10 protein-coding genes are annotated in these 14,764 nt (G+C 52.7%); 6 read left to right on the top strand and 4 right to left on the bottom strand.

Annotated elements, in window-relative coordinates; genetic code table 11:
• Window positions 1–92 precede the first annotated feature (92 nt).
• The 3 genes from IEY46_RS19490 to IEY46_RS19480 form a co-directional block, all read right to left on the bottom strand.
• Window positions 93–2,123, bottom strand: a complete 2,031-nt coding sequence (locus IEY46_RS19490) for an ABC transporter ATP-binding protein (protein WP_188996029.1) — start codon at window positions 2,121–2,123, stop codon at window positions 93–95.
• Between the two features lie 104 nt (window positions 2,124–2,227).
• Window positions 2,228–3,970 carry an ABC transporter ATP-binding protein gene (locus tag IEY46_RS19485; RefSeq protein ID WP_188994137.1) on the bottom strand — a complete coding sequence of 581 codons (1,743 nt, stop codon included), beginning with the start codon at window positions 3,968–3,970 and terminating at the stop codon, window positions 2,228–2,230.
• Window positions 3,971–4,397: 427 nt separating this feature from the next.
• Entirely contained in the window at window positions 4,398–6,863 is a 2,466-nt protein-coding gene (locus IEY46_RS19480; protein WP_188994135.1) for a glycoside hydrolase family 38 N-terminal domain-containing protein, read from the bottom strand.
• A gap of 159 nt (window positions 6,864–7,022) precedes the next feature.
• Here IEY46_RS19480 and IEY46_RS19475 point away from each other — a divergent pair, with 159 nt between their 5' ends.
• The 5 genes from IEY46_RS19475 (at window position 7,023) to IEY46_RS19455 (ending at window position 10,250) form a co-directional block, all read left to right on the top strand.
• On the top strand, window positions 7,023–7,934 hold the full coding sequence (locus IEY46_RS19475; RefSeq protein WP_188994133.1) for an AraC family transcriptional regulator: 912 nt from the start codon (window positions 7,023–7,025) through the stop codon (window positions 7,932–7,934).
• Window positions 7,935–8,214: 280 nt separating this feature from the next.
• Window positions 8,215–8,619, top strand: a complete 405-nt coding sequence (locus IEY46_RS19470; protein WP_188994131.1) for a MerR family transcriptional regulator — start codon at window positions 8,215–8,217, stop codon at window positions 8,617–8,619.
• 26 nt (window positions 8,620–8,645) lie between these two features.
• Window positions 8,646–9,134 carry a hypothetical protein gene (locus tag IEY46_RS19465; protein ID WP_188994129.1) on the top strand — a complete coding sequence of 163 codons (489 nt, stop codon included), beginning with the start codon at window positions 8,646–8,648 and terminating at the stop codon, window positions 9,132–9,134.
• A 23-nt stretch (window positions 9,135–9,157) separates the two neighbouring features.
• Window positions 9,158–9,346 carry a hypothetical protein gene (locus IEY46_RS19460; protein WP_188994127.1) on the top strand — a complete coding sequence of 63 codons (189 nt, stop codon included), beginning with the start codon at window positions 9,158–9,160 and terminating at the stop codon, window positions 9,344–9,346.
• Between the two features lie 106 nt (window positions 9,347–9,452).
• Complete coding sequence (locus IEY46_RS19455) at window positions 9,453–10,250, top strand: lipid II flippase Amj family protein (protein WP_188994125.1); 798 nt, start codon at window positions 9,453–9,455, stop codon at window positions 10,248–10,250.
• A 247-nt stretch (window positions 10,251–10,497) separates the two neighbouring features.
• Here the strand turns inward: IEY46_RS19455 and IEY46_RS19450 are convergent, their stop codons facing one another.
• Window positions 10,498–11,646 carry a GntR family transcriptional regulator gene (locus IEY46_RS19450; RefSeq protein WP_188994123.1) on the bottom strand — a complete coding sequence of 383 codons (1,149 nt, stop codon included), beginning with the start codon at window positions 11,644–11,646 and terminating at the stop codon, window positions 10,498–10,500.
• Between the two features lie 246 nt (window positions 11,647–11,892).
• On the opposite strand from IEY46_RS19450, the gene IEY46_RS19445 reads away from it, so the two are divergent.
• Window positions 11,893–14,652 carry an alpha-mannosidase gene (locus tag IEY46_RS19445; RefSeq protein ID WP_188994121.1) on the top strand — a complete coding sequence of 920 codons (2,760 nt, stop codon included), beginning with the start codon at window positions 11,893–11,895 and terminating at the stop codon, window positions 14,650–14,652.
• Window positions 14,653–14,764 lie beyond the last annotated feature (112 nt).

Below are 14,764 nucleotides of genomic sequence, written 5' to 3'. Positions count from 1 at the left end.
ATCGAACAAGCCCAATTTGATTCAACAAAAAAGAAGCTTCCTGGACCGCGATCTTGTGGTTCAGGAAGCTTCTTTATATGTCATGGTGGCTGTTACAGTGGGGAAACTCCCAGAACAGGCCCGACTTTGGCCGGCCCGCCGTCTGTTTTCTCGCCCTGCTGAAGCTGATACATTTGATAATATTTGCCCTTCAGCTGCATCAGTTCATCATGATTGCCGCGTTCTTCAATCACGCCGCGGTCCAGCACAAGAATCAAATCGGCATTGCGGATGGTGGATAGACGATGGGCAATGACGAACGTCGTGCGTCCTTGCTTGACTACCTCCAGCGCGTCCTGAATCACCGCTTCGGTCTCTGTATCGATATTGGAGGTCGCCTCATCCAGAATGAGGATAGCCGGATCAAACGCCAGCGCCCTGGCAAAGGAAATCAGCTGCCGCTGTCCCGCCGAGAGGGTACCGCCTTTCTCGATCACGCGCTCGTCAATGCCTCTGCGCAAATGTTTCAACTGCCGGTCCGCGCCGACTGCCGCCAGCGCCTGCTCCACACGTTCCCGGGAGATGGACGGATCGTCCATGGACACATTGGAAGCGATGGTTCCGGTGAACAGGAACGGATCCTGCAGCACGATGCCCATATGCTCGCGCATCGTCTGCCGCGGCATGTCGTTCACATTCATGCCGTCAATGGTAATGCGGCCGCTGTCCACATCATAGAAGCGGAACAGCAGATTGATAATCGAGCTTTTGCCTGAGCCGGTATGCCCGATCAGCGCCACCGTCTGGCCCTGCTTGGCCTCGAAGGTTATGCCTTTGAGCACCTTCTCCTCAGGGTTGTAGCCGAACCATACATTCTCGAAAGCAACATTGCCTTTGTAGCGCGGCATCCGTTCATCCGACACGGACTCACCCGTTTCATCCAGAAGCACGAAGACGCGCTCGGATGATACAAGCGCCGACTCCAGGTTCGGCAGCTGGTTCACGATATTGACGATCGGCTGGAACAGACGGTTGAGATAGTCGACGAAGGCGTACAGTACGCCTAGCGTGACGGCCCCCTGCGCACCCCCGATCGCCCCTGCGCCAAAATACCAGATCAGCGCAACGTAAGCGATATTGCGGATGACATTGACCAGGTTATGCCCGGTCCAGGAGTTTAAGGAAAGCAATTTTCTTTTGTAGGCATAATTCTCTTCATTATATTGCTCAAACTCGGCTTCCATTTTCTTCTCTTTGCGGAAGGCGCGAATAATGGCCATCCCCTGGATCGTCTCGTTAATCCGTCCGTTAATCTCGCTGAGGGTGGAGCGGATGATCCGGTTATAACGTTTGGCAACCTTGCCATACAGATAGATCCAGACCCCCAGCACAGGAAGGATGAACAGACAGATGGAAGCCAGACGGGCGTCCAGAAGAAACAGCGCCGCGAATATACCGATCATATTGATTCCGCCAGTAAAGAAATTCGCCAGTACCGTGACATAGAGCTCACGGATCGCTTCCGTGTCGTTTGTAATCCGCGAGACGATTTTGCCGGCTGGCAGGTTGTCAAAATAGCGGACAGGCAACCGGTTGATATGCTCGAATACATCGTTGCGCATTTTGCGTATGACGCGGTTGGCCGAAGCCTGCAGGAAATAACGCTGGCCGTATGCGAACAGGGCGGAGATAACCACCAGGCCAAAATAATACCAGCACAGCCGCAGCAATCCGCCCAGTTCCGGCTTGAAGAACTGGTAAAGCTCCGTCTTGCTCAGCTTGTCAGCTTCATACCGGGCCGATTCGGTTCCCCGGGTAATTCCGATGCCGCCGCCATCCAATGCTTCCCGGCGGCCGTCGAAAGCGACGGCTCCGGGAACAAAATAATAATCCCGTCCCACCTGGAGCACGCGGATTTCACCGCTGCGCGTTTCTCCCGCGGCAAAATGGTCAGCCCGCTTGTAGGAGCCTTCCTTATACGTTGCGGCATAGCGGTCATCAGCCGGCGCCTGGTACCATGGCTTCTCGATGCCGGTGATGTGCACGTCGATCAGCCGCTTCGCGACCAGCGGTCCCGCCAGATCGGTAGCGACCGCTACGGTCAGCATCAAGAGGGCAAACAGAAGCGGCATTTTGACCTGCATCGCGTATCTCAGCAGCCGCTTGACTGTCGTTTTCTTGTCGCCGGCAGCCGCGTCGATTTCCAAATCGTATTGCTCGTTGTCTAAGCTCAATTCTCTTCACCGCCTTATTCTATCGCCTGCTCGATTTGCTGGCGCTCATATTGTTCTTTATACCAGCCCTGACGGCGCATGAGCGTCTCATGCGTTCCCTGCTCGACAATCTCGCCTTCATCAAGCACGAGAATCCAGTCCGCATGCACAATGGCGGACAGCCTGTGCGTGGCGATCAAGGTCGTCTTGCCGGCCCGTTCACCGCGGATATTCGCGATGATTTCGGCTTCGGTTCTGGCGTCGACCGCCGACATGGCGTCGTCGAGCATCAGGATGTCGGGATCGGCAATCAGCGCTCTTGCGATCGATACGCGCTGTTTCTGGCCGCCCGACAGGGCTACGCCGCGTTCACCTACAAGCGTCGAGAGCCCGCCGGGAAGGAAGGTGATATCCTTCTTGAAGGCGGAAGCGGCGATCGCGTTCTCCAGTTCGTTATCGGTCGCCTTGTCGCGGCCGAACATAATATTGCTGCGGACGGTCCGGGAGAACAGGAACTGCTCCTGCGGTACGTATCCGTACCAGGACTTCAAGGCGTCCATGTCGATGCGATCCAGAGGGTTGCCGGCGATGGTAATGCGGCCTTGTCCCGGCGGATATTCCCGCAGCAGCTGCTTGATCAGCGTTGTCTTGCCGCTGCCGGTTCTGCCGACAATCCCCAGGGTCTGGCCCTGCTCCAGCGAAAATGCAATTTCTTTGAGGTTATCGACGGAGGAGCTGGGATAGCGGAAGGTTACATTCTGGAATTCGATCCGACCCGATTGCGCCATAGAGACAGGATCTATCGGTTCAGGAACATCCGGCTTGGCCCCGAGCGTCTCGATGACACGGTCAAGGGAGGCATTGCCCCGCTGCATAATATTGATCATCTCGCCAATGGCGAACATCGGCCAGATCAGCATCCCCAGGTATACATTGAATGAGACCAGACCGCCTACGGTCAGTTCATTGTTATAAACCAGATATGCGCCGTAACCAAGTCCGATTAGGTAGCTTGCGCCGACGAATATTTTCACGGTTGGTTCAAAAAGCGCATCGATGCGGACAACGGCTATATTTTTGGCCAACACATCGCCGGTTACATCCGCAAACCGCCTCTCTGCGGCCCGCTCCTGCACATAAGCGCGCGTGACCCGGATGCCGGAGATGGTCTCGAGCACACCGTCGTTCATATCGCCGAACGCATTTTGCGCATCGGAGAAGCGGCTATGAATCCATTTGCCGTATAAGCTGACCAGAATGGCCATAATCGGCAGCGGCAGCACGGATACCAGCGTGAGCTTCCAGGAAACCAGGATCGACATCGTCACCAGAAGGGTGGCCATCCACAGCGTCGAATCAATGAAGGTCAGGAGGCCAAAGCCGACCGTTACCGAGAGCGCCTGCAGATCATTGGTGGCCCGGGCCATCAGGTCGCCCGTCCGGTTCCGCTCGTAGAAGCTTGGTGTCATGCGCAGGAAGTGCCGCATCAGGCGGGAGCGTTTCATCTTCTCCACGACGAAGGCTGCGCCGAACAGCTTATACTGCCAAATGTAGGACAACAGATAGGTCAGGACAGTCAGTCCGCCGAGCTGCAGCAGAACAACGACCATACTGCTTTTCGTCATGCTGCCCAACTGGATGTTGTCGATGGACCGGCCCACCATCATAGGAGGCAGTACTTCGAGGATGCCGCAGATAATCAGTATTGAGATGGCGATGATATAACGTTTGCGTTCAAGCTTGAAAAACCAGCCTAATTTCTGTAAAACAGCAAGCATAAGGGACTACCTTCTCTCCAACATGTAGGGTAAGGGAAAAATCTTTCAAAAAACACAAAAGCACACCGCTCGGATACGGTGTGCTTAAGCTTTGGAATAAAAAAAGCGCACGTCACGAGAATTTCGTGACCAGCGCTTAAGGATGACGTTAAATGTCCGGTGAACGTCAGAACAGACTTCAGATCCGCTCATTAAGGAGGCCACGATGAATATGCAATTGGGCGATGCGCGGATTGTAGGCGGTAAACACATGCGGATCTCTTGCAATCATGACGGTGGCTCCTTTCCATTCCGAGATTTTGAATTCGATACTACGTAAGTTATCATGCTCGGTGAAACATTGTCAATCCATAAAAGGAAAAAAACTTCGGCTGGCCTCGTACCGTCCCATGAAATACAAGGCAGCCGCGATGATAGACAAGCTTCTCTACTCCATTAACTGGCCTTCAGTGATGGTGCCGGGCTCGGGATTGAAACGAAGGGTCTTGATTTCAAAGGCATTCAAATCGATTTGCTGCTCGATATGATACGCAGGTATCCGCAGCACGGTTGAACGCTTGATCCCCGTTGGCTCAAACAGACGGATCATATAGCCCTTTTCATCCTCCGCCTGCTTGAAGGCTGCCAGCTGCACGGTTTCGTCATCCAGCACCATCAATTCGCCGGTTAAACGGCCCTTGCCGCTGGGGAAGAACGATAGAATGGCAGGCTTCTCGTTATGGGCGAGCGCTTCACGGTCGATCGCCGTGGCACGTTCCTCGCTTGGACCTGCGTTCAGCCAAAAGCTGTAAAGGCGTTCACCTTGGTCGATACGTGGAGAGAAGCGGTCCTGCAGCATCAGCGGGCGTTCCATAATAGGATGCGAGCAATAGCCGGGGCTGCGCAGCAGTGTCGGACGCATTTCATTGCTGCTGCTGTCGCTCCCGTATATGCCGTCATTGATTAAGGTGACGGCGCTCTGCGGCGAAGACAGCATCGTCCATTTCTGCGCAACCGCCTCGGTACCGTCCTGCGGCAGCTTCTGCACCCCATAAGCGGTTTGGCCCATGTATTGGGCATTCTGCAGGACAGTCGGAATAGACAGCTTCACCATTTTGTCCTTCTCGTTCCAGAACAGCCGCACCCCGACCTCGATTTCCGTTCCCTGTTTGGGCAGCTTGTAGGTGATGCAAGCTGCCGACTGCCCGTATTCCAGCAGAGCCTCGACAACCGTACGCACTTCCCCGTCCTCGATGACCCGGACAGAAGGGATATCCTGCGTCGTGATCCCCGAGAGAGCCGTTCCTGCAACTGGACTCATAAGCGAGAAAGCGCCGATTGTGGGCTCGAAGCGGTTGGTATCCATACGCCAGGGATCGGCATTATCCTGCACAACGAGCGGGAGAAAAGCTTGCGGGAGCAGGTAATCCTTCCCGTCGATGCGATAGGCATCCAGCAGACCGGTTGCCGTATTGATCGCTACTTCCAATCTGCCGCTGCGGAAGTGCAGTAATCCGTTCTCCTCCACGAGCTGCACAGCGGGTTTGGCCGGGAGCGTTTCGATCCGGCAATCAAACCGGTTCATGGAGAACGGGGAGAGCTCGGCTTCGAATACGACGCGCTTGCGCCAGTCTAGATTGATATTGCTATATTCCTTCTCCGGCTGGGAGGGGAGCTTCACGCCGTCCCTGTATACGACTGGACTAGAGAATTCCTCCTTCCAGTTCTGGTCAGCCAGCATGAATTCACAGGCGAACGCCCCTTTGACAGGGTAGGGATGCGGATTATAAATAAGAATCGGATATTCGCCATCCGCTGCCTTGGCCTGGCCGGAAGCAAGGGCAAAGAATGCGCGCGCCTTCAATCTGGAGGCGATTTCCAAGCCGTGATCCAGCAGCCGCAGGGAGGCGTCTTCCGCAGGCTGGACGGAAGAACCAGGCAGAATATCGTGGAACTGGGCAAGCATCAGGTCATAAAACCCTTCGAGCAGTTCTGTCTTGGGATTGGCGAGCAATCCGTTAAGCGCCGCAGCGGAGAGCATTTTCTCCGTCGTATAAAGCTCATTCTCAAGCTGGCGGTGTTTCTGTTTGATCCGGATCATCGAAGTATAGCAGCCGACAAACCGTGGGTTGATATCATCTTCATGTACAGGAAGCGAATCCCTGCGTTTGCTTAGCTCGGCAAAATATCTCTCCGGTGTGGAATGCTCGATGCGCACATCCTGAGAATCCGTGATCATCCTGCCGATCTCATCCAGGTCGATACGCGAGGGTCCGCCCCCATGATTGCCCACGCCCCACAACATCAAACAGATTTCTTGATCCTGGTGCTGCGCAAGCCAATTCTCCACCTTCTTGTGAGCCTGTCCGAGGAGGGTGTTGTAGCCCCCAAGCGCTTGATGGGCGATTACCTCGGAGCCATCAAAGCCGATCCATTTGAAATCCTGCGCAGGGCCGGCTGTGCGGTCATCCGGACGGCAGAAGATATAAGAATCGTAGCCTGCTTTGCTCATGATCTGCACAAGTCCCCGGGAATGTCCGAAGGAATCGAAATTGATCGCCGTCCCTGGCATTACCCCGAATTTTTCTTGAAAATAGTTTCTCCCGAGCAGAATTTGCCGGACAAAGGACTCGCCGGAAGGCATGTTGCAATCCGGCTGCAAATACCAGCCGCCCATAATATGCCAACGCCCCGATTTGACATGATCGCGGATTCGTTCGAACAATTCCGGCTCGTATTCTTCAATCCACCGGTACAGCAGTGCTTCATTGTGATTGAATACATAACCCTCGTATTCGTCGCAGAAATCAGCGGCCGCACGGAACGTTGACACCGCGGCTGCAGCGCCTTCCTCCCATTCCCACTGCCAGACAGGATCCAGATGGGCATTGCTTAACAGATGAAGCTGCTTCATAGAACATATTCCTCCTTATTATTGCTATTGTTCTATTGTCCGTGACCGGAGGCGATAAATAAATTCATTATGGTAACAAGTTTTTATAATAAAATAACAGTCTTCCTTGTGTTAAAATGACCCTATGCCGAGTGTTTTCCAAAAGGAGCGAGCCCTATTATGTTCGAACTGGAATTCGCCATGAGCCATTTGGCCCGCCTTCAGGCTTCCGTGAATGGAAGTCTTGCTGTCAACGGAGCTAATGTGGAGATTATCGAAATTATTGTGGAGCATCCGCTGGGCGCCGATCAATGCCCTCTTCATTCCCATACCTGGTTCGAGTTCAACTATATTTGTGAAGGTACGATGCAGTCCAGCTTTGGCGGACCTATGATCGAAGTGGGGCCGGGGAGCTTCTTTCTCATCCCTCCAGGCATGGTCCACTCCCATTGCTACGTGCCGGAAGCTCCGCATTGGGGGATATGTATCCGCTGGACGCTTGCCGGCGATGCACCCGACGGAGCAAGAGAGGAAAGAGGCGACAAGCAGGATGCTTTTGCCCAATTGGAACGGCTGCGGGGGTGGAATCCCGGATGCTACAAGGATGACATGGGCATTGGTCTGCTGCTGCTGCGGATGTTCCAGGAAGCTTCCCGCGAGCATTCGCAGCTTTCGCTGCAGCTGACGCTGCTCCAGCTGCTGCTGGCGCTCGCAGGGGTGGGGGAACCGCAGGAACATGTGCCGACATCGTCGGATTATTCGAATGCTGCGCTTCTGCGCAAGATCGAAATTTACTTGAATGACGACCAGAGAAGGAAGATTAACGTCCATGAGCTAGCCGCTTCCCTGCATATGAGCTATGGCAATCTGGCCCGCAAATATAAGCAGCTGACCGGTCAGACCATTATGGACCGGATGCTCAGTATCAGGCTGGAGCGCTCCAAAGAGATGCTGCTCAGTACGGATAACCGGATTCAGGATATATCCAAAATTGCGGGATTTTCGAATCTCTATTACTTCAGCCGCGTCTTCAAGGAAAGCTTCGGCATCAGCCCCAGCAAATACAGAGCTGCGCATACCGCAAGAAAATAACAGTCCCAGCCATTTCTGAATCATTAGCATCTCTTGAAATAGAAAGTTGGACATACCCCCGGGTATGTCCAATGTCCTTCCAGAGGCGCTTTTTTTTGTGCCTGTCAAAAGAGGCCATTCGCCAGTTGCTTGTAAGGCAGGTACCGGTTAAACGGTATCTGCCTTTTTTTCATTTCATGTACTTGCTAATATCGGTTGATTTTGTATATAATCGCAGTAAGCTGTGTCTTATACAGTTTGATGTAACATAAACACTTGACTGACATAATGAGGTGAGAACTTGGAATCCTACACCGCCAAACAAATAACGGAATATTTGCAGCAGGACGATCCGGAGATCAACCTGCGGACTGTCCGTTACTACACTCAGATCGGTTTAATTCCGCCGCTTGCACTGGTGGGCAACAAGCGGGTTTATACGCAGAAGCATCTGGATTATTTCCGGGCTATTCTGGCGTTGACCAAAACAGGCGAGAGCTTGGCTTCGATTGCCCGCCAGCTGCAGGATCTTTCTCTGGAAGAGGTGATTCGAATCGGAGACAGATTGTCGATGTATCAGCAGGGCAACCAGATCCATCAGGTGAGCGAGGATGTCTTTATTACGACAAGTCCCCGGATTTCTGCGGAATTAAGACAGAAGATGATTGAATCTGTCTCCCATTTAATCAAAGGTGAACGTCCATGATGCGCCTGCATTTGGAAAAAACAAGGATGGAAAACGAAGAAGGCCTGAACCACCTTTGGGTGGAGATCATGGATTCCGCCGTCTGCGACGTGCGCATCCATATCGATCTGCCTGAGGGGCTGCTCCGCTTGCCGAATCTTACCGGACACGAGGAGTCCGATTCCGGTACCATTTTTCTCGACGGACCCTTGAAGGAAAGAGACGTGCTGGTTGAATTTTTCACGGAAGAGGCAGTTACTCCCGGACGCTGCGAAATAATTGTCGTGATGGATTACCGGGACGCGCATAACAGGGAGCAAAGCATGATTCGTACCGTTGTCCTTGAATGGGTAGAAGAGACGCAGTGGGAGGAGATCGTGATTAACGACGATGTCGCCGGGCGGGTGAAGCCGATGCGCAGTATGTCCCTTCAGCGGAAGGACCATGGGGACGAATGGATTGTGCTGGTTCCTCCCGGAACCGGAATGAGAGGCGAAATGTCGGAGCTGGAGAAGAAATACCGGATTGATTATTAACCATGCACGAAGGAGGAAAATGTATGGAACAGGAGCTTGGCGTATACACCGTGGAGTTTACCGATTCAATTTACGAAATTGTTTATTATCGTGATGTTCATGCTTTCGGTATTGAAGATGCCAGGCATCGGATCTGCCGCCTCTATCCGGACGCGAGAATCCGGGCCGTAACTTTATTGAATGACGAAGATAATACAGCCGCCAAGAATTGAATGCTCCTATTCAAGTAACAGATTCAAAGAAACCCGCCTCTTAGAGATTCCTTCATACATGGTTTCTTGCCAGATGGAATTTACAAATGGAATGAGGCGGAGCGTTGTGCTGCAGCAGGTTATAGTTGTATTCCTTTTTACGTTCATTATTCATTTATCCGAAACGTTGACGTATTCGCTGCGTCTGGCAGGCGTTCGTCTGGGCAAGCTTGCAGTTGCCCTGTCCTTGTCGGGAATCATCCTGCTGGTATCCCGGACAGCGAATATGGTGCAGGGGCCTCTGACGGGCAAAATTATCGACTTTGCCAGGGATCATCCGGAATTTAATTTGATCGGGCATTTGCGGCTCGTTATAGGCGCTTCAACGATCGGGACGCTCACCGCGATTCTGTTGTTTCCCTCTGCTGTATTCATATCTTCAAGAATCATCGCCCATCTGGAAGTGGCAGGTTCCATTCCGCTGTTGGTCCGGTCCTTCGTTTCTATCCAGAAGATCAAGCATGCCCGGACTCATATGCGTTTTCCAAGACTGGAAATGTTGTCGCGCCTAAGGATTGGAGGAATACCCAAGCGTCTAGTCGGAATGAACATTCTGGTGACCGGCATTTATACCATTGGTGTTCTTGCGGCATTGCTAGCATCAACTTTGACGACGGAGTATGCGACAGCCGCATCCCAGGCATCGGGCTTGATCAATGGGGTCGCAACGATCCTGCTCACCATTCTGATCGATCCGCAAATCGGTCTGCTTACCGACAAGGTGCTTAGAGGCGAAAAGGAAACGAAAACACTGAACAAGGTTTTTGGGCTCCTGATGCTTTCCCGGCTTGCGGGAACGCTATTGGCTCAGCTGCTTCTGGTGCCTGCCGCTTATTGGATTAAATGGCTGGTCACTGTTATGTGACTGCCTGTCGGACCCCTACCTCGATTTGCTCCGGCTGCGCCCGTGAGATACTGATCCGCGGAAACTTCCCCCGTTCGATATCATCCGCTTCCACAATTTGCTGAAGAAGGCCGCGATCGACCAAAAAAGAACCGGGATAGAGCAGAATTGACGTCTGCTACATCCCGGTTTTATTAGTTGGATCGTTTTCTTCGAGTAAAGCGGGTTCTCTCTCTTCTGCATGCGAATCCCTTATGGGACAGCTTATTCAAATAGTGGATATCCCCGGCAAGGCATTTTCTGCCGGAAGGCTAAGTGTGGAGCGCCCTTCGACAAGCGAAACCGGAATTTTAATTCGTTCCAATGTTGAAGGATCATCGATGGCGCGGATGAGCAGCTCGACGGATTTTTCGCCCATTGACTCAATATCCTGCCGCATATGCGTAAAATAATGCTTCTGCAGATCGCTGATTCCCGGATCATCGAAGGAAAGAATGGAGAGATTGCCCGGTACTGCGATGCCCAGCTTCTCGGCGACGGTCGCCACATAAATAGCGTCAATAGAGTTGGTGGTGAAGATGGCAGTCATTTCATTGTGCTCGGTAAGCCATTCTTCGATGGCTTCCCGGGTTGTAACTTCATCGTGGAAGAGCAAATCCTCATCAATCCGGGTCAGCCATTGATGAGGCTGTACCTGAAGGGACTTGGCCCTGAATGCATCCAGATAACCCTGGAAGCGGTCTTCGCTGCTTGAGGCCTTGGAGATCGGCGAGGATACCACGCCAATCTGCGTATGACCGAGGCGGATGAGATATTCCGCAGCCATTTTTCCGCCTTCGTAGTTATCGGAGAATACGGCATTGGTAGGTATACCGGGAAGATACCGGTCCACCAGGACGAAAGGAAATTGATCCGCCCTCAGCTTCAGTATGGCCTCGTTGTAGGCTTCGCCGTAGAAAGGATGAATAATCAGCCCCTCCACGCCCCAATCCAGCAAATCCTTGATCGCTTGCAATTCATCATCCTGTGAAAAAGAGGAACGGACCATCAGCCCGTAACCCGCCTCGCGGCAAGACTGTTCAATGCCGAGCAGCAAACGGTACATGAACAGATCGCGCGCGGGATGCATGATGAAGCCGATGACTGATTTCTTGACCGGCAGAGAGATACGGTTAGCCGCAGGGAGAGAAGGGGGATCCGACTGGACAAAGGTTCCTTTGCCGGCAACCCGGTACAGCAGACCATCCTCGACAAGGTAGCGGACCGCCGTGATGATGGTGACCCGGCTGACCCCGAATTGACCCATCAGTTCCGCTTCTGTCGGAACTTGATCGCCGGGTTTCAATTCTCCGCTGTCAATTTGATTTTTGATATATTCTCTTATTTTCGCATACAAAGGTATTTTGGTTTTCTTCATTCCGTACTCCTCAATTCCAGAAACGCAGCGTTTCGTCTGATGCATTTAATATAACATTAATACAAAGGTAAGAAAAGCGATCGTAATATATGACCATCATAGTTTGCTGGCTGCCAAACGTTTAACGTGGACAATACTAATTTGTACTAATGTATTATTATATTGACTTAAAAAATATGATGGATTAAGATGATCCATATGTAAACGTTTTATGACTAATGAGAAGTTAGAGGAGAGAATACAGCTATGAATAAACCGTTATCAGGCATTAAGAAAATACACGTCGTTTCCCAGACGCATTGGGACCGGGAATGGTATCAGGATTTTCAGGGCTTCCGGGCACGCCTCGTGTATATGATTGATGAGCTGCTGGACCATATGGAGAAGGACCCGGAGTACAAGTATTACACGATGGACGGCCAAACGATCGTCCTGGATGATTATCTGGAGATCCGTCCGGAGAACCGGGAGCGGCTCGAAGCTTTGATCCAGAGCGGAAGAATAGCTATTGGCCCCTGGTATGTCATGCCGGATGAATTCCTCGTCAGCGGAGAATCCCTGATCCGCAACCTGCAGAAGGGTATGCAGCAATCCCGGGCGTGGGGTGCCGAGCCGATGCTGTCCGGCTTTATAGTGGATATATTCGGACACAACAGTCAGATGCCGCAGATCCTGCAGGGCTTCGGCATCGATAATGCCGTGCTGTTCCGCGGATTTGAAGGCAATGCGGATCCTTCCGAAATCTGGTGGGAAGGGGCGGACGGCAGCCGGGTACTCGGTTTGAAGCTGGATGAGGACCGTTCCTACAGCGATTTTTATTTCAGCGTACGCTGGCCGTTTTTTGACCGCGACAATGATTATGCCGGGAACAAGGATGAATTAATCGAACGCGTCAAGGAATGGATTGCATTCAAGAACAAGCGTACGACAACCACTGTGGGCATCGGTATGGATGGCGTCGATCATGTGGAGATTGAGCCGCAACTGACCTGGCTGATTAAGACGATCAATGACTCGGAAGAGATTGATGTGGAGCTTGTCCACTCCAGCCTGGAGCTGTATCTTGAGGACCTGCGCGGCAAACTGGGAAATTTGAGGGTTTATAAAGGCGAGCAGAAGGCGCTGGCATTAAACGGTGTGAATAACTGGGTGCCGGAGAATACGCTGTCCTCGCGTATCCACCTTAAACAGCATAACCAGCATTGCGAGAATCTGCTGGAGAAGTGGGTGGAGCCTCTTGGCGTAATGGCTTCCCTGGAAGGCCGTCCGTATCCGAAAGCTTTTATCGACAAATCCTGGGAGCATCTGCTGCAGAACCATCCCCATGATTCGATCTGCGGCTGTTCCATTGACCAGGTTCACCGGGATATGATGTACCGCTTCGACCAATCCCGGCTGATCAGCGAGCAGATGATCAAGGAACAGACAAACTTTATCGTGGATCATCTGGATACCGCCGGATTGAACGGCAATCAGGCGTTTACGGTATTCAACTCCTCACAGTTCCCGGTTAACAGAGTCATTGAGGTGGAGCTTCCGCTTCCGGCGGGGACAGACGCCTCTGTTGGGTTAAGAGCGCTGGATGGCACATCTTTCCGCATATTCGATCATGAGCACAGGGAAGTGCCTTATCAGCTTCTCGCCATCCAGAGAAACAGCGTAAGCAGATTCAGACCGTATCGCGAGCTGCCGCGCGCGGATATGGTAGACCGTTTACGGATCGCGCTACCCGCAGAACTGCCGGCGATGGGTTATTCCACCTTTACTTTGGAAAAGTACTCCATCGAAAATCCTGCTCCGCTTGCATACAGCGGACCCAAGCTCGTGGGTCCGGTGCGTTTTCCAGGCAGCCTGCAGTGCGGTGAGAACCAATGGAATAACGGCCGTATCCAGGTCGAGGTGGGGGCTGGCGGAACAATCGATGTGACGGATCTGCTGTCCGGGCATACCTACAAAGGGCTGCTGCTGTTCGAGGATGAGGCTGATATCGGCGACGGCTGGAGCCATATTCCTCCTGTCGGTAACGCCAAGGTCCGCTCAAGCGCGTTGGAAGCCGTCGTTACGTCAGAGCATGACGGGCCTTATCAGGCAACGATCCGGATTCAGTTGAATCTGAGACTGCCCAAGGGCGTGAATGAGCAGGAAACGGCCAGAAGCAAAGAGCTTGTCGATGTACCGGTCATTACGTATATCGATTTGCGGAAAAACGATCCGGTCCTTTATTTCCGTACGGAAATTATCAATCATGCACGGGATCACCGCCTGAAGCTGTTGTTCCCGTCGGGACTTGGTACGGATCATTATTTTACAAGCACCCCGTTTGATTTGGTGCGCAGGGAAATCAGCGTTCCCGATCAATCCCATTATTTGCGCAAGCCATTTGAGGTTGTGCCGCATAATGGTGTTGTTGCCCTTCATGACGAAGGAAAGGGGCTGGCCGTTTATACAAAGGGTTTGTATGAGGCGATTGTACGGGATCATGAGCAGCGCACCCTTGCTTTGACGCTGTACCGCAGCACGCAGAAGGAAGTGATGAGCGACGGCAGCGACGGCGGCCAGCTGCTGGGTCCGCTGACCTTTGAGTATGCTCTGAGCTTCTTCGGCATGGACGAACCGGTCGAGGCCCGCTTGTGGCGGGAGCATCAGCAGTTTGTTACAGGCGTTCAAACCACTCACCGCAAGGCAGCGAAGCTGTATAAAGAAACCCCGCACAGCAGGGAAGCGGACCTACCGATGCGCAAATCCTATCTTCATCTGGAATCGGAAGGGCTGATCATCAGTGCCTGCAAGCTCGCAGCCGGCGGCAACGGTTATATTATCCGCTTGTTCAACAGCCGGGCGCAGCAGGAGGAAGGCATGCTGAGCTTTGCCGGACCGCTGGCATCAGCGACGGTTGTGAATCTGGACGAAGCCGTGCAGGAAACATTGCTGGTGGAATCGGGTACCGTGAAGATTGCGGCTGGACCGAAACAAATTGTAACACTTCATATCACGTTGAGGGGGTGAGGCAGGGGGCGCGGCAGCGGGTATCTCGTGAAGTACCCGCCCGTTGGACTGCGCTGCAACCAGCAAGGAAGAAGGCTTGGCACTTTTGCATCATACCGTCAAACATTCATGA

Origin of the sequence: Paenibacillus nasutitermitis (genome assembly GCF_014641075.1) — a bacterium.
Classification (GTDB): domain Bacteria; phylum Bacillota; class Bacilli; order Paenibacillales; family Paenibacillaceae; genus Paenibacillus_Z; species Paenibacillus_Z nasutitermitis.
Note: the sequence above shows the minus strand (reverse complement) of the source record. Positions and strands in the feature narration are given on the sequence as shown.